The organism is Mucilaginibacter sp. P19 (genome assembly GCF_050632265.1).
Lineage (GTDB): Bacteria > Bacteroidota > Bacteroidia > Sphingobacteriales > Sphingobacteriaceae > Mucilaginibacter > Mucilaginibacter gossypii.
The window spans coordinates 212,227-237,577 of the sequence record NZ_CP192586.1; the positions used below are offsets into that span (position 1 = coordinate 212,227).

The window sequence follows — 25,351 nt, forward strand, 5'->3', positions numbered from 1 at the left end:
AGCTATGTCCTTATTCAGCAAAGCAGAACACATCTTTCCGGTATATAAGGTAGAGCATGACTGCATGGTTTCCGTCCAGGGCGATCTGACCATTGCTTATCAGCTACGGTTACCGGAGATCTTCACCCTGTCCGAAGAAGATTATGAAACGTATCATCAAACCTGGATCAGGGCGATCAAGGTCATGCCTAAACATAGCATCGTACATAAGCAGGATGTATTTATGAAAGGTGCCTATAGTGGTGCACAAGGCCTTCCCGCTAATTTCCTGACGGAAGCGGCCGACCGGCACTTTTATGGCCGTCCTTTCCTGGAGCATACCTGTTACCTGATGCTTACCCAAAAGGCCGCTGACCGAAAGCCCGCCACCAGCGCTTTTTCCGGGATCATGCGTAAACGCATCACGCCCAGGCAAACGACGGACGAGACGGATGTTGCCTGATTTTCTTGAAAAAGCAGGGCAGTTCGAACGCATCCTTACTGATAGCGGATTTATAGGCATGCGCCGGATAAAGGACGATGAGCTTTGCGGCACGGCTGAACGGCCAGGTCTGCTGGAACAATATTGCTTCCTGCTTTCAGCTAAGGACAAACCGCTTTTAAAGGACATTCATTTAAAAGACCGTTTACAAATCGGTGATCAGCATGCCCAGTTGTTTACGCTGGGAGATTGCGAGGATTTGCCGGGTGTATGTGGTAGCCGTATGACCTATGATAAATTCAGTACCGATAAAACTAAATTCCCGCTTGGATTTGCAGCACAGTTAAATTTGCTGTTGCCATGCAACCACGTTTATAACCAATACATTTTTATTGGTGACACCGGCAAGGTGCTCAAACAACTGGAAGCTAAAAAGCTTCGCTTGCAATCCCTTTCCGCTTACAGCCGTGAGAATGCCATCGGCCGGGACTCCACCAATGATTTTTTAAATGAGGCTATCAGCCAACAAAGGCTACCGGTTAAAGCTCATTTCAATTTACTGACCTGGACCACGGAAAGGGAAGGATTACAGGATATCAAGAATATGGTTGGTTCTGCCATGGCGCAGATCGGGGCCTCCAGCAAACTGGAGTCTGATGGTGCCGCCCAGGTTTGGTGGGCCGGCATACCCGGCAACGCAGCGGACTTTCCGGAAAATGACACCTTCGATACCTTCCTGGAGCAAAGCACCTGTTTTCTGAACCTGGAAACCAATTACCGCAGCGATAAGCCTGCTGAAGGTATCCGGTTTTGCGACCGACTGACCGGCAGGCCTGTTTTTGTGGACTTGTTCGACGGTCCACGGGCTACGGGTATTACCTCCAATATGGGCATGCTGGTTTGCGGGACTTCCGGTGGCGGAAAAAGTATGACGGTCAATCATATTTTACGTACCCTTTATGATCAGGGCGCACATTGCGTTACGGTCGATATAGGTGGTAGTTACAAGGGCTTGTGTGAACTGGTCGGCGGCTATTATTTCACTTACGAGGAAAAAACCCGATCAGGTTCAACCCTTTTTACCTGCCCGATGGCCAACAACTGGATACCGAGAAAAAGAAAGCCTTAAGGCATTGCTGGTCACCCTATGGAAACAGGAAAACGAAAGTTTTATCCGCAGTGAATATGTAGCACTTTCCAATGCGTTACAGGGATATTATGAGCACCTGAAAAAATTTCCGGAGCAATTTGCCTGCTTTAATTCCTTCTACGAATACCTGCAGGAGCATTATGTGGAACTTCTCAAACAGCAAAAGGTTAAGGATAAGGATTTTGATATCGACAATTTTCTGTATGTATTGCGTCCTTATTACAAAGGCGGGGAATTTGATTACTTGCTGAATGCAACAGAAAATCTGAACCTCCTTGACCAGCGTTTCGTGGTAATTGAGCTGGATTCAATCAAGGATCATCCGATCCTGTTCCCGGTCGTCACGCTGATCATTATGGAAATGTTCCTTTCCAAAATGCGCAAGCTGCAAGGCCTGCGCAAAGTACTGACCATTGATGAAGCCTGGAAGGCAATAGCTAACTCCGGTATGGCAGGATTTATTCAATATGCTTTTAAAACCATGCGGAAGTTCAATGGTGTACCAAATGTGGTCACCCAGGAACTGGATGACCTGATTAGCTCGCCTATCATTAAAGATGCGATCATCAACAATGCTGACATCAAGATACTGATGGACATGCGCAAGTTCATGAACAAATTTGATAAACTCCAGGAAACGCTGGGGATGTCCGATAAGGGAAAGACACAGGTTTTATCGGTCAACAAGGATAACCGGGAGATATGCATCGACCTTGGCGGGCAGGTGATTAAGGTATTTAAAAATGAACTTTCGCCGGAAGAATATTTTGCTTACACGACGGAAGGCCGGGAACGGGTGAAGGTGCTGGAATATGCGGCCAGGTGTGGCAGTATGGAAAAGGGTATCGCGGAGATCGTTAAAGAACGTCAACAAAAACAAACCATTAACTAAACATATGAAAACTTACCAATTATGGATGGCCGCTTGCTTATCATTAATTATCGCGGCCTGCAACCGGCTTGAAAATAAAGCCATCGCCGGGGTGTACGTAACGAGTTTCCGGAATGAATATAGCCAAACGGATGATACGCTTGTGATAAATGCTGATAACCTGGAAGCGCACACCTATCAAATAGAGCGGCGAAGCGGCTTCAATAAACTTCGGAACGGTAAAGTTCTGCTACGCGAATTCAAACAACAACACTGGGTGGCTACCTACCGGAAAGAGAACCTGGTTTTGGAGGAAGGTGAGCTTGGACGAAAGTTATATGTCAAGCCGGATGAACATCAAGTGGTCATGGGCCAAACCGTCTACCAACTCATGAAATAACCATAGACTGACGGGGAAAAACCCCTGTCCAAAGCAGAAAGGAGTCGTATGAAAATGTATAGGAAATTGCTGTTTACAGCGATACTGGCACTGCTCATCCTGATCCGTCCGGGCCAGGTACAGGCCCAGTTTATCATCGGGGATATCATCAAACTGACCGTGACCAAGGTAATCAAAGCCATTGACCTGAAAGTTCAGCGGATGCAAAATCAAACGATCTGGTTGCAAAATGCGCAAAAGGCGCTGGAAAACGAACTGTCACAGCTCCGGCTTACGGAGATATCCAGTTGGTCCGCAGACCAAAAACAATTATTCAGCACCTATTACGATGAGTTGTGGAAGATCAAAGCAACGATAGCCTATTATCAGCGGATCAAAAATGTGGCGGTGCGCCAAGTGGCGCTGGTCAATGATTATAAACATGCCTGGGCTTTGCTTCAGCAGGACAAGCATTTCAGTGCCGGCGAATTGCAACAGATGACCGCTGTGTACTCAGGAATTCTTTCCGCCAGCGAACGAAATCTGGATGATGTTATGACGGTTGTCAGCAGTGGTAAAACGCAAATGAGTGATGAACAGCGACTGGAACTGATCAACCGCGCGGCTGACCGGCTGGACGAGAAATTATAGTGACCTGCGCCGTTTCAATACAGAGAATCAAATGCTCAGCCTGCAAAGAAGCCGCGATCTGGGTGATACTAAAACGACAAAGTTGATCTATGGTATTCAATAGGGCCACCGGAAAAAATAAGCTTTGCTTAAGAATGCTGATTGTTAGCCTGCTTACCATTGGCTTTACAGCAGAGCCGGCGCATGCGCAAACTTTTGCGGAATGGTTCAAACAATCGAGTACCCAAAAGAAATATCTGGTGCAACAGATCGCAGCCCTCCAGGTTTACAGTACATACCTAAGAAAAGGATATGCGGTCGCCAAAGGCGGTTTAGGTTCGATCAGCGGCAGCCTGTTATCAGAAAACGGCTTGCACAGTAATTATTATACCAGCCTTAAAAACGTCAATCCGGCAATCGCGGGTAACGGACAGGTAAAAGAGATCGTCCGCTGGCAAAATGATATTCTGTTGCTCACCAGTAGCTGGAATAAGATCGACGCGCTTGCGGCAGGTGAAGCGCGCTATCTGGAGGCTGTGAGAACTGCATTGCTAACCGACTGCACGCAGGTGATCAACACCTTACAGGAAGTGGTGAGCGATGGTAAACTGGAGATGAGCGATGCCGATAGGTTAAAACTCATTGCCAAACTGCACGGGCAAATGAAGGATAATTACCGGTTCGCTACAGGGTTTACCAGTCAGGCCAATGCATATGCGGCACAGCGCAGTCAGGAAAGAATTAATACACTAACGCTCAAAAACACCTATGGCATCAATTGAAAGGAGGTTGTTATGAAAAAGAGATTCACCGTGATCGGATTGTTTTACTTACTGATGGTATTCATCTGTCCCAATCATGCCAGGGCGCAGGGGCAGGAATTACAGCAATTGCTGCTCGATATCGAAAAGCTTACCCAAATGAAAAGCATCCTGTCGGATATGAAAACAGGTTACCAGATCTATCAGCAAGGGTACGGTAGTATCTCGTCATTATCCAAGGGTAATTTTGACCTCCACCAAACCTACCTGAATGGTTTATTAGCGGTCAGTCCGGCTGTCAGGAATTATGGGCGAATCGCTGAGATTATTGCGTTACAGGCCAGTTTGATCAGTGAGTATAAACGAAAGCAATCCCTTTTCCGGCAGAGCGGTAGTTTTTCCGTTAGTGAGCTGAGTTACATGAGTGATGTGTATGCCCGTCTGGTCAGCCAAACCCTTGATGATGCTGCGGAACTGGCAGATATCCTGATGGCTGGCAAACTGCGGATGTCGGATGCCGACCGCATCAGGGGCATTGACCGCATCTATTCGGGAAGTTCGGAGCGGCTGCAATTTCTCCGAACATTCAACAATCAGGGTGTTAGCCTGTCCCTGCAACGCAGTCATGACAGCGGGGATACCCAGGAACTTAACCGGCTTTATGGTTTAAAATAAATCCAGTAATTATGAAAAAGGTAAGTTTAATAACCGCCCTCTTGGCGGTAACAGGGGTCTTTTTACCCTTATTTTCCCAGGCAGAAGGGTTGGCGAACGACATTCATGGCCTGCAGAGTGTGCTTGACGGGGTGTATAACGATATGCTGTCGATGTGCAGCAACCTTGTAGGAGTAGGCCAGGGCATAGCCGGTTTCGGTGCGCTTTGGTATATCGCGGCCCGCGTCTACCGGCAAATCGCTAACGCAGAACCACTTGACTTTTACCCGCTGATGCGGCCTTTTGGACTCGGGCTGGCGATCATGTTATTCCCGGCCGTTATCGGCCTGATCAATGGCATTATGCAACCCACGGTCAGTGCTACTGGCAACATGGTGCAGAACTCAGATGCCGCCATCGCGAGGCTATTGCAAGCCAAAGAAGAGGCCGTAGAAAAAACGGACGCCTGGCAGATGTATCATGGAGCCGATGGTGACGGAGATCGTGAAAAATGGTATAAATACACCCATCCTGATGATCAGACCGGTGACGGGGAAGGTATGCTGGAAAGTGTCGGTAATGACATGAAATTCGCCATGGCCAAAGCTTCCTATAATTTCAGGAATACGGTCAAGGAATGGATGTCTGAGATCCTACAGGTGTGTTATGAGGCGGCCGCACTTTGTATCAATACCATTCGTACATTTTACCTGATCGTGCTGGCCATTCTTGGTCCTTTGGTACTTGGACTATCCGTTTTTGACGGCTTTCAGCATGTACTGACCTCCTGGCTGGCCAAATACATCAATGTATTTCTGTGGCTTCCGGTCGCTAATATTTTCGGGGCGATCATTGGGAAAGTACAGGAAAACATGCTCCAGCTTGACATCAGCCAGGTACAGAATGCGGGAGATACTTTTTTCAGCTCAACAGATACCGCTTACCTGATCTTCCTACTGATCGGCATCATCGGTTATTTCACCGTACCAAGCGTGGCCAATTATATCGTTAATGCCGGTGGTGGCCATGGCCTGCTGCAAAAGGTCAATACCATGGTGATCAGCACGTCCAATACCGCAGTAAATACCAGCGGGGCTATGGGCGATAGGATGGGTACCGGTGCGACCAACCTGTATAATGCCCCGAAGGATTTTATGTCGGGCTATAACGGCAATGCTGGTGGTAAGGACAACTACCAGGCGCAGAAACTATCCTCTAAATAACTCACTCCATATTAAAACAGACAGATCATGTTCACACACTTAAAAAACATCGAAACCGCTTTCAAGCATATCCGGCAATTCAGCCTATTTCTGATCATCGGAAATGTGCTGACCATGGGCTTTTGCATTTACAAAACCACTGAAGTGGTCAATGCCGCGCAGAACCGGGTACACATCCTGTACAATGGCAAGTTACTTGAGGCCGCCAGCGCCGATCGTAAATCCAACTTACCGGTGGAATTACGCGATCATATCCGCACCTTCCATGAGGACTTTTTCGACCTGAGTCCGGATGACAAGGCGATCGAGGCCAATGTCAACAAGGCACTATATCTCGCCGATGAATCAGCCAAACAGGAATATGATAACCTGCGGGAGGCCGGCTATTACAACAACCTGATATCCGCCAATATCTCGCAGGAGGTTCATATCGACAGTACGCTGTTATCGGGCAACCAATGGCCATACAATTTTACCTGCTACGCAACCGAAAAACTGGTACGCTCCAGCGGGACGGTTTACCGCAAACTGATCACCCAGGGACAGATCAGGGATATACGGGAACAAAGCGATAATAACCCGCATGGTTTTCTCATCCAGCATTGGGAAGTATTGGCCAATCGTGATACGACCCTTATCAACAAATAATATGTGGTTCATTAAAAAACAACACCCCAAAGAAAGCCCCGGCCAGGAAAGGCTGGCATCCCTCATTGCCGGGCGGATCATCCGTTGGCAACGTGCTGCTGCCGACCGCCTCAACGGCCGTGCGCGCCGCTATGAAAAGGCGGCACAGCTACGCTGGTTCTGGCTTTTCTGCCTGCTGGCTTCGGCGGCCATTATTTGCAGTGTACTGCTTACGAGCCGAAAAAGCACACTTCCGCATATCCGCTCATCCGTCTTGCCTGTTCATATCGGGCAAAGCTCGGACGGTGTGCCTAAAAAGACTTTAATACCAACAGATTCATTAACCCATAAAAATAGAACACATGGAAACGATCATTGACAATGGTGGCCAATCGCCGCTAAACCCGGAACTCCGGAAAAAAGAAAATTCTACGTAATGGTTCCCCTGCTCATTCTGCCTTTTCTGACCATGGCTTTTTGGGCCCTGGGCGGCGGTAGCGCCAAACCAGCTCAAACCGCAGCCGCGCAGCAAAGGGGATTAACATGGCTTTACCTTCTGCCCAATTCCGGGACAAGGAAAAAGCCAATAAAATGGATATCTATCAAACAGCGGCGAAGGATAGCGCTAAGGAGAAAAGCGACCTGAGCCAGGAGTTTATGCAAAAGATGGGTTTTGATCCGAACAAGGTGGACAGTGCCTCGACGACCAACCCTAAAGCAGCCACTGTAGCTGCCAGTCGGAACGCTGCCGATATTCAATCTGACCGTATTTCAGTTAAGCTTGCCGAGATCAACCGACAGATCAACCGCCCTACGACAGCCTCACCCAATATTGATGAGGACGACAATCGCCAGGTAAAAAAGCTGAACCGAATGATGAAAGCCATGAATTCATCACCAGGCAAGGACCCTGAGATGGAGCAGATCAATGCAATGCTGAATAAAATCCAAGCGATACAAAACCCGGGAATGAACACCGGCAAACCGACCGAAAAGAAAACCGATGAAACGCCGTTCAAAGCTATTCCTGCCCAGATCGATGGCAAGCAAAAGGTGATGAATGGCGGTACAGTGCGCCTTAAGTTAACCGATTCCGTGCGCATTCGCGGTGAAATGCTGCCTAAAGGCCAGTTATTATTTGGGGCCTGCCAAGTCACCAACCAGCGATTGTTATTAACCATTCAGAACATTCGCCTCGATAAGCAGATCATCCCGGTCAGCCTGACGGTTTTCAGTTTGGATGGTATGCCCGGCATACCTGCGCCAGAAGCAGAGTTAGGTGGTGCGGCCGGTACGGGCGCTGACAATGCGGTGCAAAGTATGCAGATCATGTCAATGGACCCGAGCCTTGGTGCCCAGGCCGCAGCCGGTGGTATCAATGCCGCCAAAGGACTATTCAGCAAAAAGGTGCATAAGATCAAAGTCAAGCTGAAAGATGAGTTCCCGGTATTATTAAAAATCAACAAAAATTAAGCTTATGAAACCAGTCAACCGTGTATTACTGGCCTTTCAGGGCTGGGAAGATAGAAAGAACGAATTACAGCCTATGCTTCGGAACGGCATGGGTGATGAACGCACCTTATTAAAACTACAGCTGGAGTACCTGCAACAGGCCAACCATCGCCTGAACGGTACGGTCAGGCCGGATGAACGACCATTTATGGCCTTGATGACCAACAGCCTGGCCCGGTTAGAAAGGCAGTTATATCCCAACCTGCTGCAACGTATTTGGATGCGGTTGAAGGATAGATTTATCGATGGGCCTGCCTATACGCAGAACATCGCCCGTCAGCGTGAATCCAACATGGAAGATCTTAAGCAACAGCTGCGAGATAAGGGCTTAGGTTCGGTCGTAGGTAAACTGGAGCATCACCTCAACCCGGATCATAAACAGGTTTGTCTTCCGCTGGATTGCCAGCTTACAGAGAACAGGCGGCTGAACTACGACCTCTGGTTCGAAAAAGATGTTTACGGTAATTTCCAATGGGTGCGGCTGGATGGCAGTTTAATGGAAAAAGATCAGCAGACCCGTTCTTACGAATTTGAATTGAAAGACTGGCCCGGCCTCAAATCCAATCAAGCCTGGAGCCTGCTCGAAGGCCGTGCACTGAAACAGAACTATATTGATGCCACGGGGCATGAGAATCAACGCTGGGTAGAGCTTGGGGAGCAGGGAGTGCGGCATTATGCAACTGAACATCCATTTGATGTAGCTACGGCCATCGCCGCCATGCCACAGATCACCCGCAATCGAGAGGAACTTATCCGTTACCTGGAAAACGGGCAGCAAGTGCCAACACATTGGAAACATGAAGGTCAGTTTCAGAATATTTCTGTCCAAGCCGATCCTGCCAATAATAACCTGAAACTGTTCGACGCGAAAGGTAAACCCATTACGGCCGAACAACTGAGCCAAAGAGCGAAACAGCGGGCTGTCATCAAAAAACCGGAAATGCCGGCACAACGACTGCGGAAAGGAGTTAAGAATGGCCATCACTATTAAGCACAGCATCTTCTACGGCATTGACACGGCCAAACTGGAAGAGCGCATGCAGGCTATTGACTGGACAGAAGCACCCAGGGCATTGGATCTATAGCACCGATCCACCTGATGATCTCCGGTTAAGAGAAATGCGCAGTGTGGAAAAGGAACTGGATACCTTCATGCGTGCCGGTAACGACCCCAAGGCCTCGGAGATATGGGAACAACTGCTGGTCAAGTATTACGCTGATACGCCTTTGGAAAAAGCGATCTGCGCTAATGTTCCCTATCTCGAAGCCAGTTTTACAGATTATCACGAAGTAACCCAACAGAGTATGAATACTGCCATTAACTATTACGAATTAAGGTCACAATTAGCCGACCTGGGTTACAATGACCCTTACAATTTAGATGAATTAAAAGCCATGGTGCTTGGTGAGCACCAACTCCATGATATTTACTCCAAACAGGATGGCGCAGAATTTACCCTTAGCTATCAGCTGGACGAAAAGCACGGGTACCAGCTTTATTGTATCGATGCCTCACTCGATGTACCAGGGAAAGAAAATCACCAGGTATTCCAATACCTGCAGGCCGATGTACCTGCCAAAACAGCGCTGGAGCTGCTCCAGTTAAAACTGGTCACTTCTGATAGGCAAGACCCTTTTATGCCCCTGAACCTGAAAGAAACAGAACAATATATCCATTTACTAAAAGCAAATAATATGAACACGCAAAATTTAGATTTCCTGAAAAAAGCCTGCTGAACCTTGGCTTCGGCGATAAGGTCAACAAAGAACTGGAACAACAGATCGGTAAAAAAACACCGGAATTTACGCTGGCGGCCAAACACGAATTCAATCAAACGCCGATAGATTACCAGCTTCATTTTAAGGCCGGAGAATCGGAAGGGATGTACTTTTTCAACAAGTACGATGCCTCCATTCCCAAAGCAAAGGATGAGGACATCAACCAAACCTTTTATATCAACAAAGGTAATGGTATCACGGCAAAAGAAGCCTTTAACCTGATGGAAGGCCGCGCCGTGCATAAGCAATTGTTTAACAAGGAAGGCGAAAAATACCATGCCTGGCTGCAACTCGACCCGGATAACCTGACCCAGAATGGGAATAAGGAGATCAAAAGGTTCAATGAAAATTACGGCTTCAACCTTGAACAAGTTCTGACAGGTAAGGGCATTAAGGAAATGGAGAATGCCGAAAGCAAGGAAAGCCTGCTTAAATCGTTGAATAAAGGCAATGCCCAGCAAATTACGGTCACCCGTGGTAAGGAAGAGGTGAAATACTTTGTGACCGCCAGCCCACAGTTCAAAACAGTTGACCTTTATGATCACCAGATGAAACGCATCAAACGCGAAGAATTGTTGCAGCCGTCTCAAAAAAACACCCAATCCCAAAAGAACAACCGGCAGCAAAAGGAGGGCCTGCCTGAAAAAAGCAGCAGTCGCGAAAGCGTAAAATGACAGTTTAATAAAAGAAGGCAGGATATAATTCCTGCCTTCTTATTTAAAAGCCATTGAGCAATCTTTAACTTCGCGTTACAATTCGTTACCAAAATGGAAATAGATGAATATTACAGTGCATTGGAAAAGTTTGCACAAAAAATAAATGAAACCGGGATATCGACCGAGCAGTTTATGAATAACTTAATTGTTAATGATCCGGAAAAAATAAACCAACTCATCAGTTTCAGGCAGGAGTTTTTGGGTGCTACCGAAATAAACCGTGCCAGCGCGTATTTATCAATAGGTTATTTTAAAGCATATCAAGGTATCAAACGAGAAACCTGTTTTGTGATTTGCTTTGAATTGACTGAGCAAGTGATCAAATTAGAATACCGCCAACGTTGTGAAACGTATCATTCCGGCCAGCCAATTTTTCAGGCAGAGCCAAGCCTGGCCGATCACATCCGTCGGAAGGACTCGGGTAATTATGATAATGAATTGATCGACATTACAGCTATTCAACAGATAGGCGATACGGAAATTGCTAAGTACAGGGACCATTATTTTTTGATCGATTATTGCTTAAACCCCTCAGCTTTAGGTTGGGTGAAGGCAAATTTTCCAGATCATCCATTGTTCATTCGGTTGAAACCACACAAGGTATTTGATAAACAACCGCCAGGCCGGCTTTTTGAATCCATCCTCATGCCAGCAAATCCGAATTGGTGGAAAAATTTAAATATACACAACCGGGATAAGGAGGGAGCGGCTTACCAGTTAGGTGAAGACGAATATCCCGATAATCCCCAAGCCCTTTGGGAATATAAGATCAAAAATATTAATCGCCTGGAGGTAATAGCTAAACGTGATAATAACGGAAATTTATCGATGATGCTGGAGGAACTAACCGGCATGGATCATAATAATATGGTTTTCGGCAGATGCATTCATTTGGACACAGATGATAAACAGGGTACGAGCGCTGAGGACGCCGTTTTAAATCACCTTGACCTGGCGATCAATGTTTATGAAGACGATAATGGAAAAAAACGATTAACAGAAAACTTAGCTCACGGTCAGGTGACGAGCAATGCAAGTTACCGTACTCATTTATTACGGATAGAAAATGTACCATTTAAATCATTGGTTGTCTTTGCTCTCCTATTCTTTAAATCCCAAACACTGTTTCAGGAATGGTTCGAGGATCAGTTTACTAAATAATATTCCCATTTTCATCCCCTATCTGGCCGAGAGATCTGTGATGCAATGGATCGCGGGCTGTCCCGTCCGAAAATAAATCCACTGTCCAAATGTTGCTTCTTGGAATTCTTGCGTGAAAAAAATCTGGAGACATAGGATCGGCTGGTAATATAAGCCATTCCTTATCATTCCTCGCAAATTGTATAGCGCCATCCAATGATTGATCGGAATTTTGGCTGGTAAGATATTGCTCGCTATTGACCAGGATCAGCGAGTGTTTTATTGCCCCGTTTTGGCAAACCTCGCAACCCACACTCCGAACCAATTGCGCTTCCAAAATACTCATGACATCCGGCGCATTAGGCTCCTTTAATACAGGGTTACATTCGTAGCTATAAAAATAAATACCGTCACCAAAATCTACCGCTGTTTTGAGATCAATATCCAAGGTAAAGAGATAGTGTGTTTCCTGGTAATTTGTAGTGGTTGGATGCAGACTCAATTTTCCGCGTTGTGAAAGCCAATAGAGCGCTCTGCCCCGATCTTCCGAAAAGGATATGAAATCGGTAGTATCGTAGTAGTGCAATTCTTCGGGAATTGAGCGGTCGGGACGAGACATGTTTGCGTATCGCTGTGATTAAACCTTCTCGTTTAATATAGGCTGGGTCACCGATTCCGAAAGTTTTGCTTCTGATGCCATCAAGACGGAAACGGCCGGGTAAAGTACCGGTATTACATAGACAATCTCCCCTATATAAATTCATTTAATAATGGTTAATTTAGCAATACCTAAAAATATAAATTGAAACCGAACCTTTTTAGCATTGCCACCAAAGAATTACATCAAGATGCATTTATTGCCTGGCTGGTTCAATGGGCAGAACCCAAGAACGAAAGTTACGATAGGACTTTGCATCGTCTCGGGACCATTTTTGTAAAGACGCTGCTCAGCAAAAACCATCCTGTCACTGACGACCCGCTATTGAAGGTCCGCAGTGGCCGGCAGTGGGAAAATATAGATGTATACGTTGAAGTGGAAACAGCGGCTGCAAAATACCTGATCGTTATTGAGGATAAAACCTTTACCAAAAAAGAGAAGGACAATTGGAGCGTTACCGTTTATCCGGCGAACGGTGGTGCAAGAAGTATAATGCACAATTAGGTTGCGTTTATTTAAAAACAGGAAGTGAATCCCAAAAAAGTCTTAATCTGATCAAAAAGGATGGTTTTGCGCCCTTTGACCGCGAAGACTTTATTGCTCTCCTGGATCAATACCCGGATAGCGGTAGTGACATTTTAACCGATTTTAGGACCAGGCTCCATCAGTTGCAGAAAGCGCATGATGCTTTTGAAACCACACCGGTCGGACAATGGGACGATGCCTGTTGGATCGGATTTTATCAATACCTCGAAAAAAACCTGGGTATTATTGATTGGAACCTGGTCAATCCACCCAGCGGTGCGAGTTTCTGGAATGCCGTTTTAAATTGGGATTATTGGAATGGATTTCCTGTATATCTACAGATTGAACAAGGGAAATTGTGTTTTAAGATCTCCTATATTGATGCAGAAATCGATACCGACCTGAGTAAGTCCGAGCTGCGGAATCGATGGCATGAAGTCATTCGAAAGGCCGCGCAAAAGCAAAATGAAAATACAATTCACCGGCCAGATCGTTTCGGGGTTGGGGATTACATGACCACTGCCGTCGTTCGTGCTTCGGACTGGCTGGGTGATCCTCAACAAAATATTGAAGTCACTGTGGTACTTTCCCGTCTACGCCACTACCGGAGTTTTCTTCAAAATCTGTTGCCAGATGCTAACCCAATGACAGCTTAGAACAGGTCGTATTGTAAACCTTCATTGGCTTTCCCCTCAACTGCTGGATTTGTACTGTAAAAACCGGCAATATGTCTGGTATAGGGGCAATAGCCAAACTTAATAAGTTTAATTTTTCCGGATTTTTGTAGTCGGGCTACGTAGCGGCAAATATTCGGCCTCAGAATCCCAGTTTGTACCTCTACCATTCGCATTGTAGCGGGTTTGTTAAAAAATGCTGAAAATGTTCTGAATAACTCGTTTGTGTCTTTGGACGAATTGCCCTTAAAAGCCTTGATCTCTTGCATAAATTCTTAATTTTCATGCAAGTTGCGTTATGCTATTTTCCTTATTGTACACATTGAAAGTAAGGAAGATAATGACATTAAAGCTTCTTAATCAATGTCTCCAACTGAGGGTGATAATCTTTAAACGCCCGTTTATGCGTGTTCCCAAAAGACCGCTTATCTATATTTAAATCAGGTATCAGCTCGTTAATAAGTTCAGTCTTTTTACCCGCAGTAAGACCTGGACGAATTTTCCCTGCCCGGTCTAAAATATCAAACCATGCAACGATCGCGCTTTTGCTCCGTTCCCCCAACCGGTAATGCCCGTCGTCATTTAAAATTGGCGGTTCTACCTTTTTTAAAATATCCAGGAATTGCGATGTTTTTGAAGGCTCAAAAAAAGGGTTGTAATAGGTTGGGCTCGTTGTTGGCTACCGGTTTTGGGTAGTTTTTCACGTTTATCCTTTAGCCAGACACGGAAGATATCTGCTTTTCTTATGCTGGCCCCCTGAAAGGAGCTTTTAAGGTTAGCATTTCCTATTATTTCTACATAGTTTAAAAAGTCTGCCTTACTCGCCGGAGTTAGTTCAAATTGGTCATCCAGAAACGTTTTCAGGGACTCGGCCGTAGTTGCTTTAAACGCATGTAGGAATTTAGTTTCCAGTACGATCTGTCGCATACGGAACTGCGCTGTAATATTACCCGGTTCGGTACTATTACCAAACTGGTAATTATTGAGGTCAAAGGAAAAAAGCGATCTGGCCAATCGTAATATCCATGTCCACTATCCTTAACTTTAACAGGAATTTCCTCCTCTATCATGTGGCCCGCCTGAGTGAGGACTAACAGTTGGTCTTTGGCATCCTGAAGTATTTCGTCAGCATAGGCCTTGAGAATGATGAACCTCTTTTTAATCGCATTTTTCTCCGTTTCCGTCGTCTTGTTGACAACAGTTAAAACCGTAATTTCGGTATGAAGATCAGCGGTAAGTATATTTTCCAGAACTGCCATGCGTAACCTAAGGTCAGCGATCTTGTCCAGTTGTTTAACTAAACTTTTGGCGGTCGCCTGTGCAAATCCCTGGTAACTGGTCACGTCGGTATGATCAATGGCATAGTGCTTAAAAACATCCAGCTGATCTGATAGTTGTTTGAGGTCCTTAACCAATGTTGTTTCCAGAATATGGCGACCATAATATTTCTCATCCAGTGTCTTAGCGATCACTTTATCAAAAAAATCTTCGGTGAGTCTCTTAGATTTGGTTTCAAGTGGAGTGTCTGCGACGAAAGGTGCAGCGATCGGTTGGCTATCGTGCCTGACTACACGCGCCTGGCTGAGGTTTTCAGACCTATCTTTTTCCCATTGTTTATCTGTGATGAATTCACGCAAATACAAATAGGGCTTAGGACAAAGTGGGGCCTGTAAATATTCAGCTTTTAGAATATCAATGAAATAGCTGTCTTTTTGAATCACCTCCTTAAAAGGAATAGGTGAAAATTTTAATTCATGATCAAAATCGATGTCGATATTTTCGGCTAACTTCATTTAAAAATTCCGTGTTCAAAATATAGAAAACTAAAATTAAGCAATTCAGCACATTGAATGAACTATTTAAACGAATGGTACGAGAGTTTGCAGGCATTTAAGTGGAAGAATGCATTGATCAATGATCCGCATTTCCGAAATCTTGATGCGATAAGAAATGATGTTGCTTCTTTTTTCCCGCAGGCGACCTGGAAAGTCCATTAACTAAAAATCATGATAGTTGGCTGCTGCATATATTGGCTGATAAGCAACCAAGCTCTATCTATTTGCTGAATGAAGTTGCAGAACTACTTAAGTTTTATCGTAAGCTACCGAATAAAGAGGCGCTTCATATTATTCAAAAAAACGGAAAGATCAACTACCGCAGTTTTAACGAAAAGCTCTTTGAATTACAGGTTAACTATTTGCTGAGATCTGTTGGACTAAACCCGCAGGTCGGACAATCCTATCTCCTTGATGGCAATCAAAAAGAGATTGATCTGCTGCTTGAGTACAACGGTCAAACCTATAACATCGAGGTCACCAAATATTATGATGCTTTTACAGAAGAATTGCTGGCCCTGAGTATGGAGATCATTGGGTCCCTCCATCAAACCACCATAAAAAGGACGCTGACGCTGGATGAGATATTTTCCGGATATATTGCTTTTAAAAAGAGAAAGGATGGGCTTGTTAAGCGAAATAAGGAATTATTTTACAAGGGGGTGAAGGATTTTGTTCATGGTTACCGATCTGTCAAAGAAGATAATACCATCAGGCATCCCTCCAAGAAGGAAACGGATGATTTTGCTTTTCAAATAGAACCGGTGTTCAGCCAAAATTATGAACGGGCGTATGATCAATTGCTTGACAAGTATCCCGGTTACATCAAATTTAAAATTGAAGCTGACCTTAAAACAAACCGCTACCATGCCAATGCTTATACAGCAACAAGGACGAGTGTGGAGGATGGAAACACACGTTTAGTAGAAAAAATAAGAGAAAAACTCAGGCAGCACAAAAACTATCAGGATGGTTTGTTGGTCATCGTGATCGCTATTGAACAGGTCTTTAGCAGCTTTTCTAACAACAGGGCCATACCGATCAGGCAGAACGATGTTAATAAGAAAGCGATCTATGATGAAATCAAAGGAAAAGCTGCGGTTGTACTTTTGTTCAAGGAAATGAAGCCTGATGGTGTATCCTACCAGAAAATGACCTTGGGCGACCGGGTGGTTCACCATGATATCTTTGAGGTAATGAAAAAGATCTATCCTAACATCCGCTACCTGCCGGACGTATCCTGATCACAGCTTATCAAGGTTCTTCTTTTCATCCTCCGGGAAATCCACATATTTGGAAAGGTCTTTCACCATTTTGCGCGCAAAAACGGCACCTTCAGCAGTGCTGGTCATGATATCATCTTCACCCAGGTCAGTGTGTTCGCCATAAATGGCTTTCTTCAATTCCTGACGATGGTTCAATTCTGTCCAGTTTGGTGCCCATCTTTTTGACTAATGCGTAATCAGGTATACCGTTTTGTAACAAGTCTGGAAAGCTTTTGAAAGGATCAAGTTTTACGCTTATGACCTTTTGCATCACCTCACCCCATTGGAGCACTTCATTAAGTGAATAAACCGGATTATTGCGGTGCTGCATATCCAGCACTAAGGCCAGGAACATTTCAGGGGTTCCATTCCAGGATGGTTTCAGCTTAAAAGCACGCATGATGAAGGACAGGAAACTCATAGGCTCATCTTTTGGCTATGAACAAATATCATAAATTAATCTGACTAAAGTCTACCATTCCCCTTCAGCGATGATCACCTGTTTTAAGGGATCCGCAGTCAAATGATGCATTGGACAAACCAATTTTCCGTTTTTTTCCAGCATTTCCGTACCATAATGCGGGCAACGTTTGCCCTTGCATGATCGCCCAACGTATGAAAGATACCATTCACGATAGTTAACCAAATTCTCTGAAACAGCTTCAGGTGGTTCTGTTGTAAATAGTAGACCTGTATTCACACGCTCCAAACGCAATGATCGTTTAACGAGTTTAAGAAACCGGTAGCTGCCGTTATTATGCGTGACAATAACTGTAAGCGTATGACCATCGTCGATCTTGAACCAATGGCGCATTCTTGGGTGTATCTCGAAACGGCCATCGATATGATAGTGTTCATGCGGGAAACCAAATTGAGGGTCAGCATGCAGGTGATCAAAGACCGGGATATAAAAAAGCAAACCGTCCCCTTTCCAGCGCAATTCCGCACAAGTCACCTCGTAAGTCTTACCGATCACATGTTGCATAGTCCAAGCTACGAAAATATTATTTTATGTGTGCCCGAAGTTCTGCGCCAATCGTCTGCAAATCGAGCGCGGTATAATACTGCACTCCTAAGGGCTGATAATCGCCTCCTTTTTTACGGGAGATATACCCTTTAAAATATCCGTTAGCGGTGATCATAAAACAGGGCCCGGCCTCGCCCGGCATCGCTTTTTTGTCTAATTGAAGTTCGGTTGGTTGTCCATCGATCAGACATTGAATATTTATTCTATCCATCTTAAAACGGTAAAAATGTGTTCAGCTATCATATTAGGAGATTACGGGGTTAGGTAAAATTGGGAGTTTGGCGAATTTCAGTACTTCAAGGCTGGCAAAACCGAACTCTGCAACAACCTTCCCAAGTATCAGGTAACAACCTGCGCCACGAAAAGGGTACAGCGGCGTATTGTTTGGGAAATGCACGGTATCAAAACCGTTTCCCTCTACATCCAAAAAATTACCAAACCACATTTTTTGGTTGTTCTTAGTGATCACAGTTTTTTCGCAAACATACTGGCCGACCATCCTTACCAGCTGGCCTACGTGGTTGATCAGATCATTGGCACCGACCTCGCCGCGATAGTCTGTTTGCAGCAAGTCGAACATGGTCATGCTTAATGGGAACCCCAACAATTCCAATTCATGGTAAGCATTTTCAAGGGAGGTGTTTATCAACACCGGTAACGAATAGTTTTTGGCCTCCACACAGAACAGCTCAGCAGAGCTGGAAGGCTTGGCCTTCGCACCCAATAACAAATGGATCGCCCATAATAATTCCTTTTTACTTTTTCCCGTAAATCTTAAGGCACCCACCCTAATCAACGTGATAGCCTGCTCCAGGCCGATCCCTGTTCTTTTGACAAAATCTTCCAGGTTTTGGTAAGGCCCGTTTTGCCTGCGTTCTTCCGGTATCATTTCGATATAGGTTTCATTCAGACCATGAATGCCAACAAATCCGAGATGCACGTCTACACCATGAATATTCACCAGGCTGTCGCTATTGTTCACGCAAGGCAAATGGACCACACCGCCCGAACGCTGCAACTCCTGCACATAGAGTGCCCGATCATAGAAGCCACCATAATTATTTAAAACGGCTACCATAAACTCACGGGGAAAATAGGTTTTCAGGTATAGACTTTGATAGCTTTCTACAGCAAAGCTGGCCGAGTGCGCTTTAGAAAAACTGTAGCCGGCAAACGATGAAACCTGCCGCCAAACTTCAGCACTGATTTCTTTGGGGCGCTCCAGCTTTAAAGAACCATTAAAAAAACTATCCTTGATCCTGTTCATTTCATGATCAGAGCGCCATTTTCCGCTCATCCCCCTTCGGAGGATATCCGCGTCCGTCCCATCCATACCAGCGTAGTGGATACATATCTTGATCACATCCTCCTGGTAAACCATTACACCATAGGTTTCTTTCAACTGCTCTTCCATTACCGGATGCAGGTATTTTACATCGTTGGGATTGTGGTGCCGTTTGATATATTCACCCATCATGCCTGAACTGGCTACGCCGGGGCGGATAATGGAACTGGCGGCGACCAATACGAGATAACTATCGCACTCCAGTTTGCGGTTAAGCTGGATCATGGCCGGGGATTCAATATAGAAACAGCCTTTGGTATTACCAATTCTGAGATTGGCATTTACCGCAGGGTCTTTCATAAAACCTTTGACCTGATGTATATCGATCTTGCGCTGCTGGTTATCTTCCACCAATTGCACGGCCATCTTTATGTGGCCAATACCGCGCTGACTGAGGATATCATATTTATCAAAGCCTATTTTTTCAGCTTCATACATATCCCATTGGACGGTCGCCATTCCCTTGGGCGGACGATCAAGTGCTGTATAATAGGTAATCGGCTCTTCGGTGATCAATACGCCGCCTGCATGAATGGATCGCTGGTTGGGCATATTGGCCATTCGCTCATAAATGGCCGTGATCTTTCTAAAAGCATCATTGTTACGGTTAATGGCCGCACGGGTTGGGTCTGTAAAACCATCGATCTCAGCTTTAGGCAATCCCATCACCTTACCAATCTCCCGGATAATACTCCTATCCTTAAAGGTGGACATGGTTCCCAGCAAAGCGGTATGCTGGCTACCATAGCGCTTGAAAATATAATCCTGAACGTCCTCGCGCTGATCCCATGAATAATCAATATCAAAGTCTGGCGGCGAAGTGCGCTGGGCATTCAAAAATCTTTCAAAATAGAGATTTAATTCTATTGGGTCTACATCCGTTATTTTGAGGCAATAGGCTACAATACTATTAGCACCAGACCCCCGGCCTACATGATAGTAGCCTTGTGAGCTGGAGTACCTAATAATATCCCAGGTGATCAGGAAGTAAGCACAGAAATCTAATTCATGGATCACTTTCAGTTCGTGCTTAACCCGGCGTAAAGCCTCCTTATTTGATTTGCCATAGCGGTATTCCATACCGCTTAAAGCCAGTTTTTCCAAAAGTTCCTGGTCGTTTTTTTGTTGCCTGTAAAGGTGCGGCGGTTCAGATTGATCCTTCCCTTTGGGTAATCCATTACGCACCTGTTCATCAGATTACGCGTATTATCCAAAATGAAGGCATACCTGGAAAACTTTGCTTCGAGCTGGCCTGGTGGCAGAAACATATCTGTGGCGGTACATTTGTCGGCGTTGGTCACCTCTGTCAGTACCACGTTCAAATCGATCCCCCGCAGATACTCATGCAAGCGGTATTCTATTTTATCGGCCACGAACACAGGTTGGAGAGCTAACAGTTTTTCCTTAACGCCTTCCAGGTTGACATTAAAGAGGCGGTTAAGCTGATCATAGCGTATGCCTAAATACTCATTTACTTTTAACGGTTCCTGATGGCCATAAGGATAAACGATATAAGCGTTTGAAAACTCGGGTGCCATATCAGGCAGGGGCCGCTGTCCTAAATTATGCTCGGTCAGAAACTCGTTCAACTCCCTCATGCCCTCCCTGTTTCGTGCAATGCCGAAGTATAGCAACCGCTTATCCCGCCGGAACTCCATTCCAGCGATGGGCTTGATCCCTTTCTCATCACATTCCCGCATAAACTCCATGATGCCCGTGGAATTATTGATATCTGTTAGCGCCATTTGGGTCACGCCCCGCGCAATAGCTTCTTCCACCAATGCCGGGATCGACATGGTACCGAAACGTAAGCTGTATTGGGAATGGACATTCAGGTACATTGGCTTAAAGATTAAGATTAATACCTGAGGCCAGTTTGATCGAGTCAGGGCCAAAGCGCCTGCGGATTTTATCCATTGCCTGACAAAGACTATATTGTTCTTCCGATGCAGAATAAAGATCGATCTGCTCAAAACCATTGACCAGGTTCGATAACCGGACGCCAACCAAACGAATCAACAATCTTTTTTGGTAAGCCTGCTTGAACAAGTCTTTTACTTTTAGGATAAGTGGCCCATCCAAAGCCGTATAAGGAATGGAGGCTTGCTTAGTAACATCTTCACGCGTAGAATAACGAATGGTCACGGTCACGCAGGCGGTTTGCTTTTTCTTCTGTCGCAGGTCAAAAGCCAATTCCATGACCATCGCCGTTAATAAATAATTGATGGATACGAGATCGATGCTATCCTTCTCGAAAGTGGTTTGGGTACCGATTGACTTTTGTTCCTGGTAAGGAATGATAGGCGAATCATCAATTCCCTTGGCTTTTTGCAAAAGCCAGATACCGTTTTTGCCCAGGATGCTATTCATGTATTCTGGGTGGACCTGCGACAGCTCGTAGATCTTCTTAATGCCCATATCACTCAGTTTGATAAACGTCTTTTCACCCAAGCCGGGAATTTTTCTAATCGAGAGTGGATTTAAAAAGGGCTGTACTACCGTTTTCTCAATGTTTAACTCGCCATTGGGCTTACATTCGTTTGTGGCCATTTTAGAAACCGTTTTATTGACGGAAAGCCCGAAGGAAATGGGCAACGCGGTTTCTTTCATGACTTTTGTCCGAAGTTCTTTGGCGTATTTCAAAGTGCCAAAATGTTTATCCATACCGGTCATATCGATATAGTGTTCATCGATACTGGCTTTCTCAAACAAAGGCACATTTTCCCTGATGATTGCGGTGATCTCATGCGAGGCTTTTGAATACTCGTCCATGTTACCCCTGATCCAGATGCCATGCGGGCAAAGCATACGAGCCATTCTCGCCGGCATGGCTGAGTAAATACCAAATTTTCTCGCTTCATAACTGCATGAGGCGACCACGCCACGGTCCGACAGGCTGCCGATGATCACCGGTTTGCCTGTTAGTTGTGGATTTTTACGGACTTCGACGGATACAAAAAATGCATCCTGGTCCATGTGGATGATCTGACGGTCTGTGCTCATGCTACCTCGGATTATGTTATAAAACTTTAGTCTCTAATCACATCATGATTTTTGTTTTTATTCGTTTAGAAAACGGACAACAAAACTAATACTAAAAATATTAGCATTTTGTTTATATTTGAAAATAAATTTTGGAGGATAGGCTAAATGGTTGACAGCTTGTTTTATAATCCCTTCCTGCGCATCAAGGAGGATACCATACGAAAGCTGATGGGCGCAGGAAAGCCCTATGTGGTCATCCAGCGTTTTCCATGGCCAGGACAGCCGCAGCAAAAAACTTTTCTTTTATCGGCCTATGCCGATGAACAGGAAGCCCGCCGCCATGCGATGGAGTTAAAGCCCAAAGAAGGAAAGGCGCAAAATCTACTGAACCTGCTGGAATATCAAACGGTGATCGATCTTTTAAAAACCAGTTCGGGCTTAACTATGTTCTATAATGGTACGCTGGATAACAAACATGAGAAACGCCTGCAAAAGGCTTATGCGAAAGCTGTTTCAGCCTATATCCACTACATCCGGATGAAAAAGGAAGATCACTACGATGTGCGTATATTTGTGGAATACGGCAGGTTAAAAGCAGAGATCACCTCAGGTGAACATAGCCATACCGCTTTTTTTATGATATGATCAAATAACCTATGTGCAGGGATATCAGTTTTCATTCAGAAATTACCATCATTAAAAAGGATTTTAAGGATATTCTTTTGTCACCTAACCCTGCGCATTATCCCACTGACATGGTTCATGTAACCTGCGAAGTATTGCCTACTTACCCTATTGTTGTCAATCGCAAAGCCCTGGCCTTGGCCAATATGAGCTGGGGGGTGGTCAATACCTGGATCGACGATCCGCGTGAGCGCCAGTTGCAGCGTTCTAACATGGTCAATGCCCGTTCGGAGCGGATCATTGGCGACAAAAAATCATATTGGTACCGAATAAGGCAGAATCGCTGTTTGATTCCAACAACAGGTATCTATGAGCATCAGGAAGTGAAAGGTTTTAAAAATAAAATTCCCTATCTCATCGGACTGGAAGGCCGCAAGCAGTTTTACGTGCCGGCACTTTATCAGGTCAGCCAGGAAGTTGATCAATATACAGGTGACCTGCAAAATATCGCAACATTTACCATGATCACGCGGGCGGCGAACGATAAAATGAAGTGGATACACAATTCCGGCGAAAATAAACATCGTATGCCCTTATTCCTTACTCCGGAAATGGAACAGGCCTGGGTTCTGGATGATCTCGGTGATGACGATATGGATGAATTTTTTCATTTTGAGATGCCCTCGGACGCGATAGCCCATCATCCCGTTTATTCTATACGGAGCCGCAAACCTAAACCGGAAGGCATTATAGCTGATGCTTATTATGACTGGGGCAAAAAATTACCGATTTACGGACACGATGCGCCTCCGGAAGAACAGACCAGCCTTTTTTAGAATTATCTTTCATAATCACTTCCGAATTATCGGGGCTATTTTTCGTGGCGACTAAGATTATTACACTTCACGCAGTTTAAATTCGGGGCGTGAATCTTCGGTGCTGATTTCCATCATGGGATATCTAAATAAACCGAATATCATAACACAGTATTGGAACAATTTGAGTGTTGCCACCATTCCAAGCCTCCGTTTCAAAGGCCGGCCAGTCGCTATAATCGTCGTCAAAAATAGGCAGGTCGCTTTTGGTTGGACGAAAATTATCCGATTCCAAACTATAAATATGAAGCCGATTTCTTGTAGGTCCGTGAACGATGACGGGTCTATCTGTAGCGCGGGATTCAGAATAAATATTCGAACCTTGGTTGGGGAGCTGCAGCTTCAGCTGCCAAATACTCTCCGAAGGTTTCCGTGAGGGCGAGTACTCTGAACTGACGGGAAATGACAGCTTTTTCCCCTACTTTTTCGTATATCCCTAATTTAGGAGAACCCCAATTCGACAAAAAGTGGAGTGCGAAGTTAATGTCTTCGAAAGTTGGATTGATGAGGGTAATTCGCAAACCAGGGTTGTGCCTGCGCGCATTTCGTATAATGTCATTGATATGTTCGTCGCCGTAAGAATAGCCAATCAAATATAGGTCGCTTGCTTCAAGACAATCGTGGTCAAGTGTTGAAAAAACTGACGGAAAGGGGATGTTGCTGTTTTTTGTACTTTTTGATAACCCGAAATGATATTGGTCAGCAAGATGCGTTTTCCTTTTTCCAGTACGATAGACGCTGCGGAACCATTGATTACACCGGGCATGGATTTTCGGTAACGATAGCTTTGCAGTTGATTTTCATTATACTCGTCAACCTCCCAATACCATGAACCATGCAGATTATAATGGCAATGGGTATCGGTGTCGGTGACGATCCGCTTCAGGTTGGGTTCTGCCTGGTAATTATCGGGCTGGTGTCCTGGAAAGAAACCGTCAAACACGGTTACGTTTTCAGATTCCGTTATTCGTTTAAAGATGTCGTCATAATTGAGCGTATAGAGCCTCAACGTATGCCCGCTTTCAACAAACGATCGCATCCAGCTTCGGAAATTCTCAGTAACTTTTGAATTAACATCCTGCGCGAATTGCTGGTGAGTCGGACTGGCATAGGCGTATTTAGAGATATGCCCGACAATACCGGATAGCAGTTCGTTAATTAATAATTCGTAATATTTGACATGCGGATCAATGTCATTATGGATCATTTCCGCACCATCAAGCATCGTAAAGCCAGGCACTTCAAGCGAATAATGATGTGCGGAAGAAGTTGTTGTGAAATGGTGCAGCTCACTCAAATCTTCATTTACGTCAATTAAATCATAAAGATTGTTCTTTTCGTTATCCGTTCGGGCAGCCCAGTACGCATATAGATCTTCGACTATATTGAGGATCGTTTCAAAATTCACATAAGCATTCGGGTCATCCTGCTTAAGCCGATCATAAATACGCTGGGTGATTCGTTCGCCCGTCGCGGTATAAAAACCTGTGACTAATAATAAATGTGTGAGGCAGCAGGGGCGGTTATAAATTTCCCCTGTATCGTGTTCCGGTATCCGCTCATACGCTTTCCGCTTACAAAGGGTCAAAGGACCGCCCCAATCCAGGACAGCGCCTGCGCCAAAAATGAAAACGGCTTTTTTTTGCATATATAAAATATATGGAAAGTTAGGAAA

General features: G+C 45.1%; 31 protein-coding genes and 1 pseudogene. 22 read left to right on the forward strand and 10 right to left on the reverse strand.

The window, feature by feature from the left end; all coding sequences use genetic code 11:
- Positions 1-4: 4 nt before the first annotated feature.
- From ACQ86K_RS01045 to ACQ86K_RS01120, 16 genes and pseudogenes are all read left to right on the forward strand, one after another.
- Entirely contained in the window at positions 5-442 is a 438-nt protein-coding gene (locus tag ACQ86K_RS01045; RefSeq protein WP_431199605.1) for a DUF3875 domain-containing protein, read from the forward strand.
- Positions 432-1,421 (forward strand): annotated as a pseudogene (locus tag ACQ86K_RS01050) (TraG family conjugative transposon ATPase); the annotation flags it as partial. The gene ACQ86K_RS01045 and the pseudogene ACQ86K_RS01050, both read left to right, overlap by 11 nt.
- Before the next feature lie 62 nt (positions 1,422-1,483).
- Positions 1,484-1,612 carry a hypothetical protein gene (locus ACQ86K_RS01055; protein WP_431200769.1) on the forward strand — a complete coding sequence of 43 codons (129 nt, stop codon included), beginning with the start codon at positions 1,484-1,486 and terminating at the stop codon, positions 1,610-1,612.
- A complete protein-coding gene (locus ACQ86K_RS01060) occupies positions 1,555-2,463 on the forward strand; it encodes a TraG family conjugative transposon ATPase (protein ID WP_431199606.1) in 909 nt (302 codons plus the stop codon). Before ACQ86K_RS01055 ends, ACQ86K_RS01060 begins: the two co-directional genes overlap by 58 nt.
- 4 nt (positions 2,464-2,467) lie before the next feature.
- Positions 2,468-2,842 (forward strand): hypothetical protein, encoded by a 375-nt coding sequence (locus ACQ86K_RS01065; RefSeq protein ID WP_431199607.1) that lies wholly within the window; start codon positions 2,468-2,470, stop codon positions 2,840-2,842.
- A 48-nt stretch (positions 2,843-2,890) separates the two neighbouring features.
- A complete protein-coding gene (locus tag ACQ86K_RS01070) occupies positions 2,891-3,472 on the forward strand; it encodes a conjugal transfer protein TraI (protein ID WP_431199608.1) in 582 nt (193 codons plus the stop codon).
- An 89-nt stretch (positions 3,473-3,561) separates the two neighbouring features.
- Positions 3,562-4,233, forward strand: a complete 672-nt coding sequence (locus tag ACQ86K_RS01075) for a hypothetical protein (protein WP_431199609.1) — start codon at positions 3,562-3,564, stop codon at positions 4,231-4,233.
- A 12-nt stretch (positions 4,234-4,245) separates the two neighbouring features.
- On the forward strand, positions 4,246-4,887 hold the full coding sequence (locus tag ACQ86K_RS01080) for a TerB family tellurite resistance protein (RefSeq protein ID WP_431199610.1): 642 nt from the start codon (positions 4,246-4,248) through the stop codon (positions 4,885-4,887).
- 89 nt (positions 4,888-4,976) lie between these two features.
- A complete protein-coding gene (gene traJ, locus ACQ86K_RS01085) occupies positions 4,977-6,089 on the forward strand; it encodes a conjugative transposon protein TraJ (protein ID WP_431199611.1) in 1,113 nt (370 codons plus the stop codon).
- Positions 6,090-6,116: 27 nt separating this feature from the next.
- On the forward strand, positions 6,117-6,737 hold the full coding sequence (traK, locus tag ACQ86K_RS01090; protein ID WP_431199612.1) for a conjugative transposon protein TraK: 621 nt from the start codon (positions 6,117-6,119) through the stop codon (positions 6,735-6,737).
- 1 nt (position 6,738) lies between these two features.
- A complete protein-coding gene (locus ACQ86K_RS01095) occupies positions 6,739-7,095 on the forward strand; it encodes a hypothetical protein (protein WP_431199613.1) in 357 nt (118 codons plus the stop codon).
- 212 nt (positions 7,096-7,307) lie between these two features.
- Positions 7,308-8,189 (forward strand): conjugative transposon protein TraM, encoded by an 882-nt coding sequence (locus ACQ86K_RS01100; protein WP_431199614.1) that lies wholly within the window; start codon positions 7,308-7,310, stop codon positions 8,187-8,189.
- 4 nt (positions 8,190-8,193) lie between these two features.
- Positions 8,194-9,219, forward strand: a complete 1,026-nt coding sequence (locus ACQ86K_RS01105; RefSeq protein ID WP_431199615.1) for a hypothetical protein — start codon at positions 8,194-8,196, stop codon at positions 9,217-9,219.
- Positions 9,220-9,356: 137 nt separating this feature from the next.
- A complete protein-coding gene (locus ACQ86K_RS01110; protein WP_431199616.1) occupies positions 9,357-9,965 on the forward strand; it encodes a hypothetical protein in 609 nt (202 codons plus the stop codon).
- A 146-nt stretch (positions 9,966-10,111) separates the two neighbouring features.
- Positions 10,112-10,681: a hypothetical protein gene (locus tag ACQ86K_RS01115; protein WP_431199617.1), complete on the forward strand. Its 570-nt coding sequence runs from the start codon at positions 10,112-10,114 to the stop codon at positions 10,679-10,681.
- Between the two features lie 240 nt (positions 10,682-10,921).
- Positions 10,922-11,884 (forward strand): hypothetical protein, encoded by a 963-nt coding sequence (locus ACQ86K_RS01120; protein WP_431199618.1) that lies wholly within the window; start codon positions 10,922-10,924, stop codon positions 11,882-11,884.
- Here ACQ86K_RS01120 and ACQ86K_RS01125 read toward each other — a convergent pair.
- Entirely contained in the window at positions 11,877-12,482 is a 606-nt protein-coding gene (locus ACQ86K_RS01125) for a hypothetical protein (protein WP_431199619.1), read from the reverse strand. The genes ACQ86K_RS01120 and ACQ86K_RS01125 overlap by 8 nt on opposite strands.
- A 183-nt stretch (positions 12,483-12,665) precedes the next feature.
- On the opposite strand from ACQ86K_RS01125, the gene ACQ86K_RS01130 reads away from it, so the two are divergent.
- A complete protein-coding gene (locus tag ACQ86K_RS01130) occupies positions 12,666-13,025 on the forward strand; it encodes a hypothetical protein (RefSeq protein WP_431199620.1) in 360 nt (119 codons plus the stop codon).
- Complete coding sequence (locus tag ACQ86K_RS01135) at positions 12,968-13,702, forward strand: hypothetical protein (RefSeq protein WP_431199621.1); 735 nt, start codon at positions 12,968-12,970, stop codon at positions 13,700-13,702. The genes ACQ86K_RS01130 and ACQ86K_RS01135 overlap by 58 nt, the downstream gene beginning before the upstream one ends.
- Positions 13,703-14,580: 878 nt before the next feature.
- On the opposite strand, the gene ACQ86K_RS01140 is transcribed toward ACQ86K_RS01135, so the two are convergent.
- A complete protein-coding gene (locus ACQ86K_RS01140) occupies positions 14,581-15,513 on the reverse strand; it encodes a hypothetical protein (protein WP_431199622.1) in 933 nt (310 codons plus the stop codon).
- A gap of 57 nt (positions 15,514-15,570) precedes the next feature.
- On the opposite strand from ACQ86K_RS01140, the gene ACQ86K_RS01145 reads away from it, so the two are divergent.
- Together ACQ86K_RS01145 and ACQ86K_RS01150 are read left to right on the forward strand one after the other, a co-directional pair.
- On the forward strand, positions 15,571-15,717 hold the full coding sequence (locus ACQ86K_RS01145; protein ID WP_431199623.1) for a hypothetical protein: 147 nt from the start codon (positions 15,571-15,573) through the stop codon (positions 15,715-15,717).
- Positions 15,718-15,749: 32 nt separating this feature from the next.
- Entirely contained in the window at positions 15,750-16,799 is a 1,050-nt protein-coding gene (locus ACQ86K_RS01150; RefSeq protein ID WP_431199624.1) for a hypothetical protein, read from the forward strand.
- On the opposite strand, the gene ACQ86K_RS01155 is transcribed toward ACQ86K_RS01150, so the two are convergent.
- The 7 genes from ACQ86K_RS01155 to dinB are packed head-to-tail and all read right to left on the reverse strand — an operon-like array spanning position 16,800 to position 22,195.
- Positions 16,800-16,958, reverse strand: a complete 159-nt coding sequence (locus tag ACQ86K_RS01155) for a hypothetical protein (protein WP_431199625.1) — start codon at positions 16,956-16,958, stop codon at positions 16,800-16,802.
- Positions 16,927-17,241: a hypothetical protein gene (locus ACQ86K_RS01160; protein WP_431199626.1), complete on the reverse strand. Its 315-nt coding sequence runs from the start codon at positions 17,239-17,241 to the stop codon at positions 16,927-16,929. Before ACQ86K_RS01160 ends, ACQ86K_RS01155 begins: the two co-directional genes overlap by 32 nt.
- A gap of 51 nt (positions 17,242-17,292) precedes the next feature.
- Positions 17,293-17,805, reverse strand: coding sequence for a hypothetical protein (locus tag ACQ86K_RS01165; protein ID WP_431199627.1), 513 nt, complete (start codon positions 17,803-17,805; stop codon positions 17,293-17,295).
- A gap of 19 nt (positions 17,806-17,824) precedes the next feature.
- A complete protein-coding gene (locus ACQ86K_RS01170) occupies positions 17,825-18,058 on the reverse strand; it encodes a hypothetical protein (protein WP_431199628.1) in 234 nt (77 codons plus the stop codon).
- A 33-nt stretch (positions 18,059-18,091) separates the two neighbouring features.
- Positions 18,092-20,377: a DNA polymerase III subunit alpha gene (gene dnaE, locus ACQ86K_RS01175; RefSeq protein WP_431199629.1), complete on the reverse strand. Its 2,286-nt coding sequence runs from the start codon at positions 20,375-20,377 to the stop codon at positions 18,092-18,094.
- Complete coding sequence (locus tag ACQ86K_RS01180) at positions 20,278-21,033, reverse strand: PHP domain-containing protein (protein ID WP_431199630.1); 756 nt, start codon at positions 21,031-21,033, stop codon at positions 20,278-20,280. The genes dnaE and ACQ86K_RS01180 overlap by 100 nt, the downstream gene beginning before the upstream one ends.
- Positions 21,034-21,037: 4 nt before the next feature.
- Positions 21,038-22,195, reverse strand: coding sequence for a DNA polymerase IV (dinB, locus tag ACQ86K_RS01185; protein ID WP_431199631.1), 1,158 nt, complete (start codon positions 22,193-22,195; stop codon positions 21,038-21,040).
- A gap of 147 nt (positions 22,196-22,342) precedes the next feature.
- Here dinB and ACQ86K_RS01190 point away from each other — a divergent pair, with 147 nt between their 5' ends.
- Both ACQ86K_RS01190 and ACQ86K_RS01195 read left to right on the forward strand, forming a co-directional pair.
- Entirely contained in the window at positions 22,343-22,822 is a 480-nt protein-coding gene (locus ACQ86K_RS01190; RefSeq protein ID WP_431199632.1) for a hypothetical protein, read from the forward strand.
- Positions 22,823-22,833: 11 nt separating this feature from the next.
- Positions 22,834-23,637: an SOS response-associated peptidase gene (locus tag ACQ86K_RS01195; RefSeq protein ID WP_431199633.1), complete on the forward strand. Its 804-nt coding sequence runs from the start codon at positions 22,834-22,836 to the stop codon at positions 23,635-23,637.
- 628 nt (positions 23,638-24,265) lie between these two features.
- On the opposite strand, the gene ACQ86K_RS01200 is transcribed toward ACQ86K_RS01195, so the two are convergent.
- Entirely contained in the window at positions 24,266-25,324 is a 1,059-nt protein-coding gene (locus ACQ86K_RS01200) for a hypothetical protein (protein ID WP_431199634.1), read from the reverse strand.
- Between the last annotated feature and the right edge of the window lie 27 nt (positions 25,325-25,351).

Bases quoted from the DNA above. Each gene is read 5' to 3' on its own strand.
- ACQ86K_RS01105 (WP_431199615.1), top strand. From the start codon at position 8,194: ATGAAACCAGTCAACCGTGTATTACTGGCCTTTCAGGGCTGGGAAGAT.
- ACQ86K_RS01070 (WP_431199608.1), top strand. From the start codon at position 2,891: ATGAAAATGTATAGGAAATTGCTGTTTACAGCGATACTGGCACTGCTC.
- ACQ86K_RS01125 (WP_431199619.1), bottom strand. From the start codon at position 12,482: ATGTCTCGTCCCGACCGCTCAATTCCCGAAGAATTGCACTACTACGAT.
- ACQ86K_RS01170 (WP_431199628.1), bottom strand. From the start codon at position 18,058: ATGGATAGAATAAATATTCAATGTCTGATCGATGGACAACCAACCGAA.
- ACQ86K_RS01195 (WP_431199633.1), top strand. From the start codon at position 22,834: ATGTGCAGGGATATCAGTTTTCATTCAGAAATTACCATCATTAAAAAG.
- ACQ86K_RS01100 (WP_431199614.1), top strand. From the start codon at position 7,308: ATGGATATCTATCAAACAGCGGCGAAGGATAGCGCTAAGGAGAAAAGC.
- ACQ86K_RS01145 (WP_431199623.1), top strand. From the start codon at position 15,571: ATGAACTATTTAAACGAATGGTACGAGAGTTTGCAGGCATTTAAGTGG.
- ACQ86K_RS01045 (WP_431199605.1), top strand. From the start codon at position 5: ATGTCCTTATTCAGCAAAGCAGAACACATCTTTCCGGTATATAAGGTA.
- ACQ86K_RS01065 (WP_431199607.1), top strand. From the start codon at position 2,468: ATGAAAACTTACCAATTATGGATGGCCGCTTGCTTATCATTAATTATC.
- ACQ86K_RS01190 (WP_431199632.1), top strand. From the start codon at position 22,343: ATGGTTGACAGCTTGTTTTATAATCCCTTCCTGCGCATCAAGGAGGAT.
- ACQ86K_RS01115 (WP_431199617.1), top strand. From the start codon at position 10,112: ATGTACTTTTTCAACAAGTACGATGCCTCCATTCCCAAAGCAAAGGAT.
- ACQ86K_RS01075 (WP_431199609.1), top strand. From the start codon at position 3,562: ATGGTATTCAATAGGGCCACCGGAAAAAATAAGCTTTGCTTAAGAATG.
- ACQ86K_RS01095 (WP_431199613.1), top strand. From the start codon at position 6,739: ATGTGGTTCATTAAAAAACAACACCCCAAAGAAAGCCCCGGCCAGGAA.
- ACQ86K_RS01140 (WP_431199622.1), bottom strand. From the start codon at position 15,513: ATGAAGTTAGCCGAAAATATCGACATCGATTTTGATCATGAATTAAAA.
- ACQ86K_RS01200 (WP_431199634.1), bottom strand. From the start codon at position 25,324: ATGCAAAAAAAAGCCGTTTTCATTTTTGGCGCAGGCGCTGTCCTGGAT.
- ACQ86K_RS01165 (WP_431199627.1), bottom strand. From the start codon at position 17,805: ATGCAACATGTGATCGGTAAGACTTACGAGGTGACTTGTGCGGAATTG.
- ACQ86K_RS01160 (WP_431199626.1), bottom strand. From the start codon at position 17,241: ATGAGTTTCCTGTCCTTCATCATGCGTGCTTTTAAGCTGAAACCATCC.
- ACQ86K_RS01180 (WP_431199630.1), bottom strand. From the start codon at position 21,033: ATGTACCTGAATGTCCATTCCCAATACAGCTTACGTTTCGGTACCATG.
- ACQ86K_RS01080 (WP_431199610.1), top strand. From the start codon at position 4,246: ATGAAAAAGAGATTCACCGTGATCGGATTGTTTTACTTACTGATGGTA.
- dinB (WP_431199631.1), bottom strand. From the start codon at position 22,195: ATGAGCACAGACCGTCAGATCATCCACATGGACCAGGATGCATTTTTT.
- traK (WP_431199612.1), top strand. From the start codon at position 6,117: ATGTTCACACACTTAAAAAACATCGAAACCGCTTTCAAGCATATCCGG.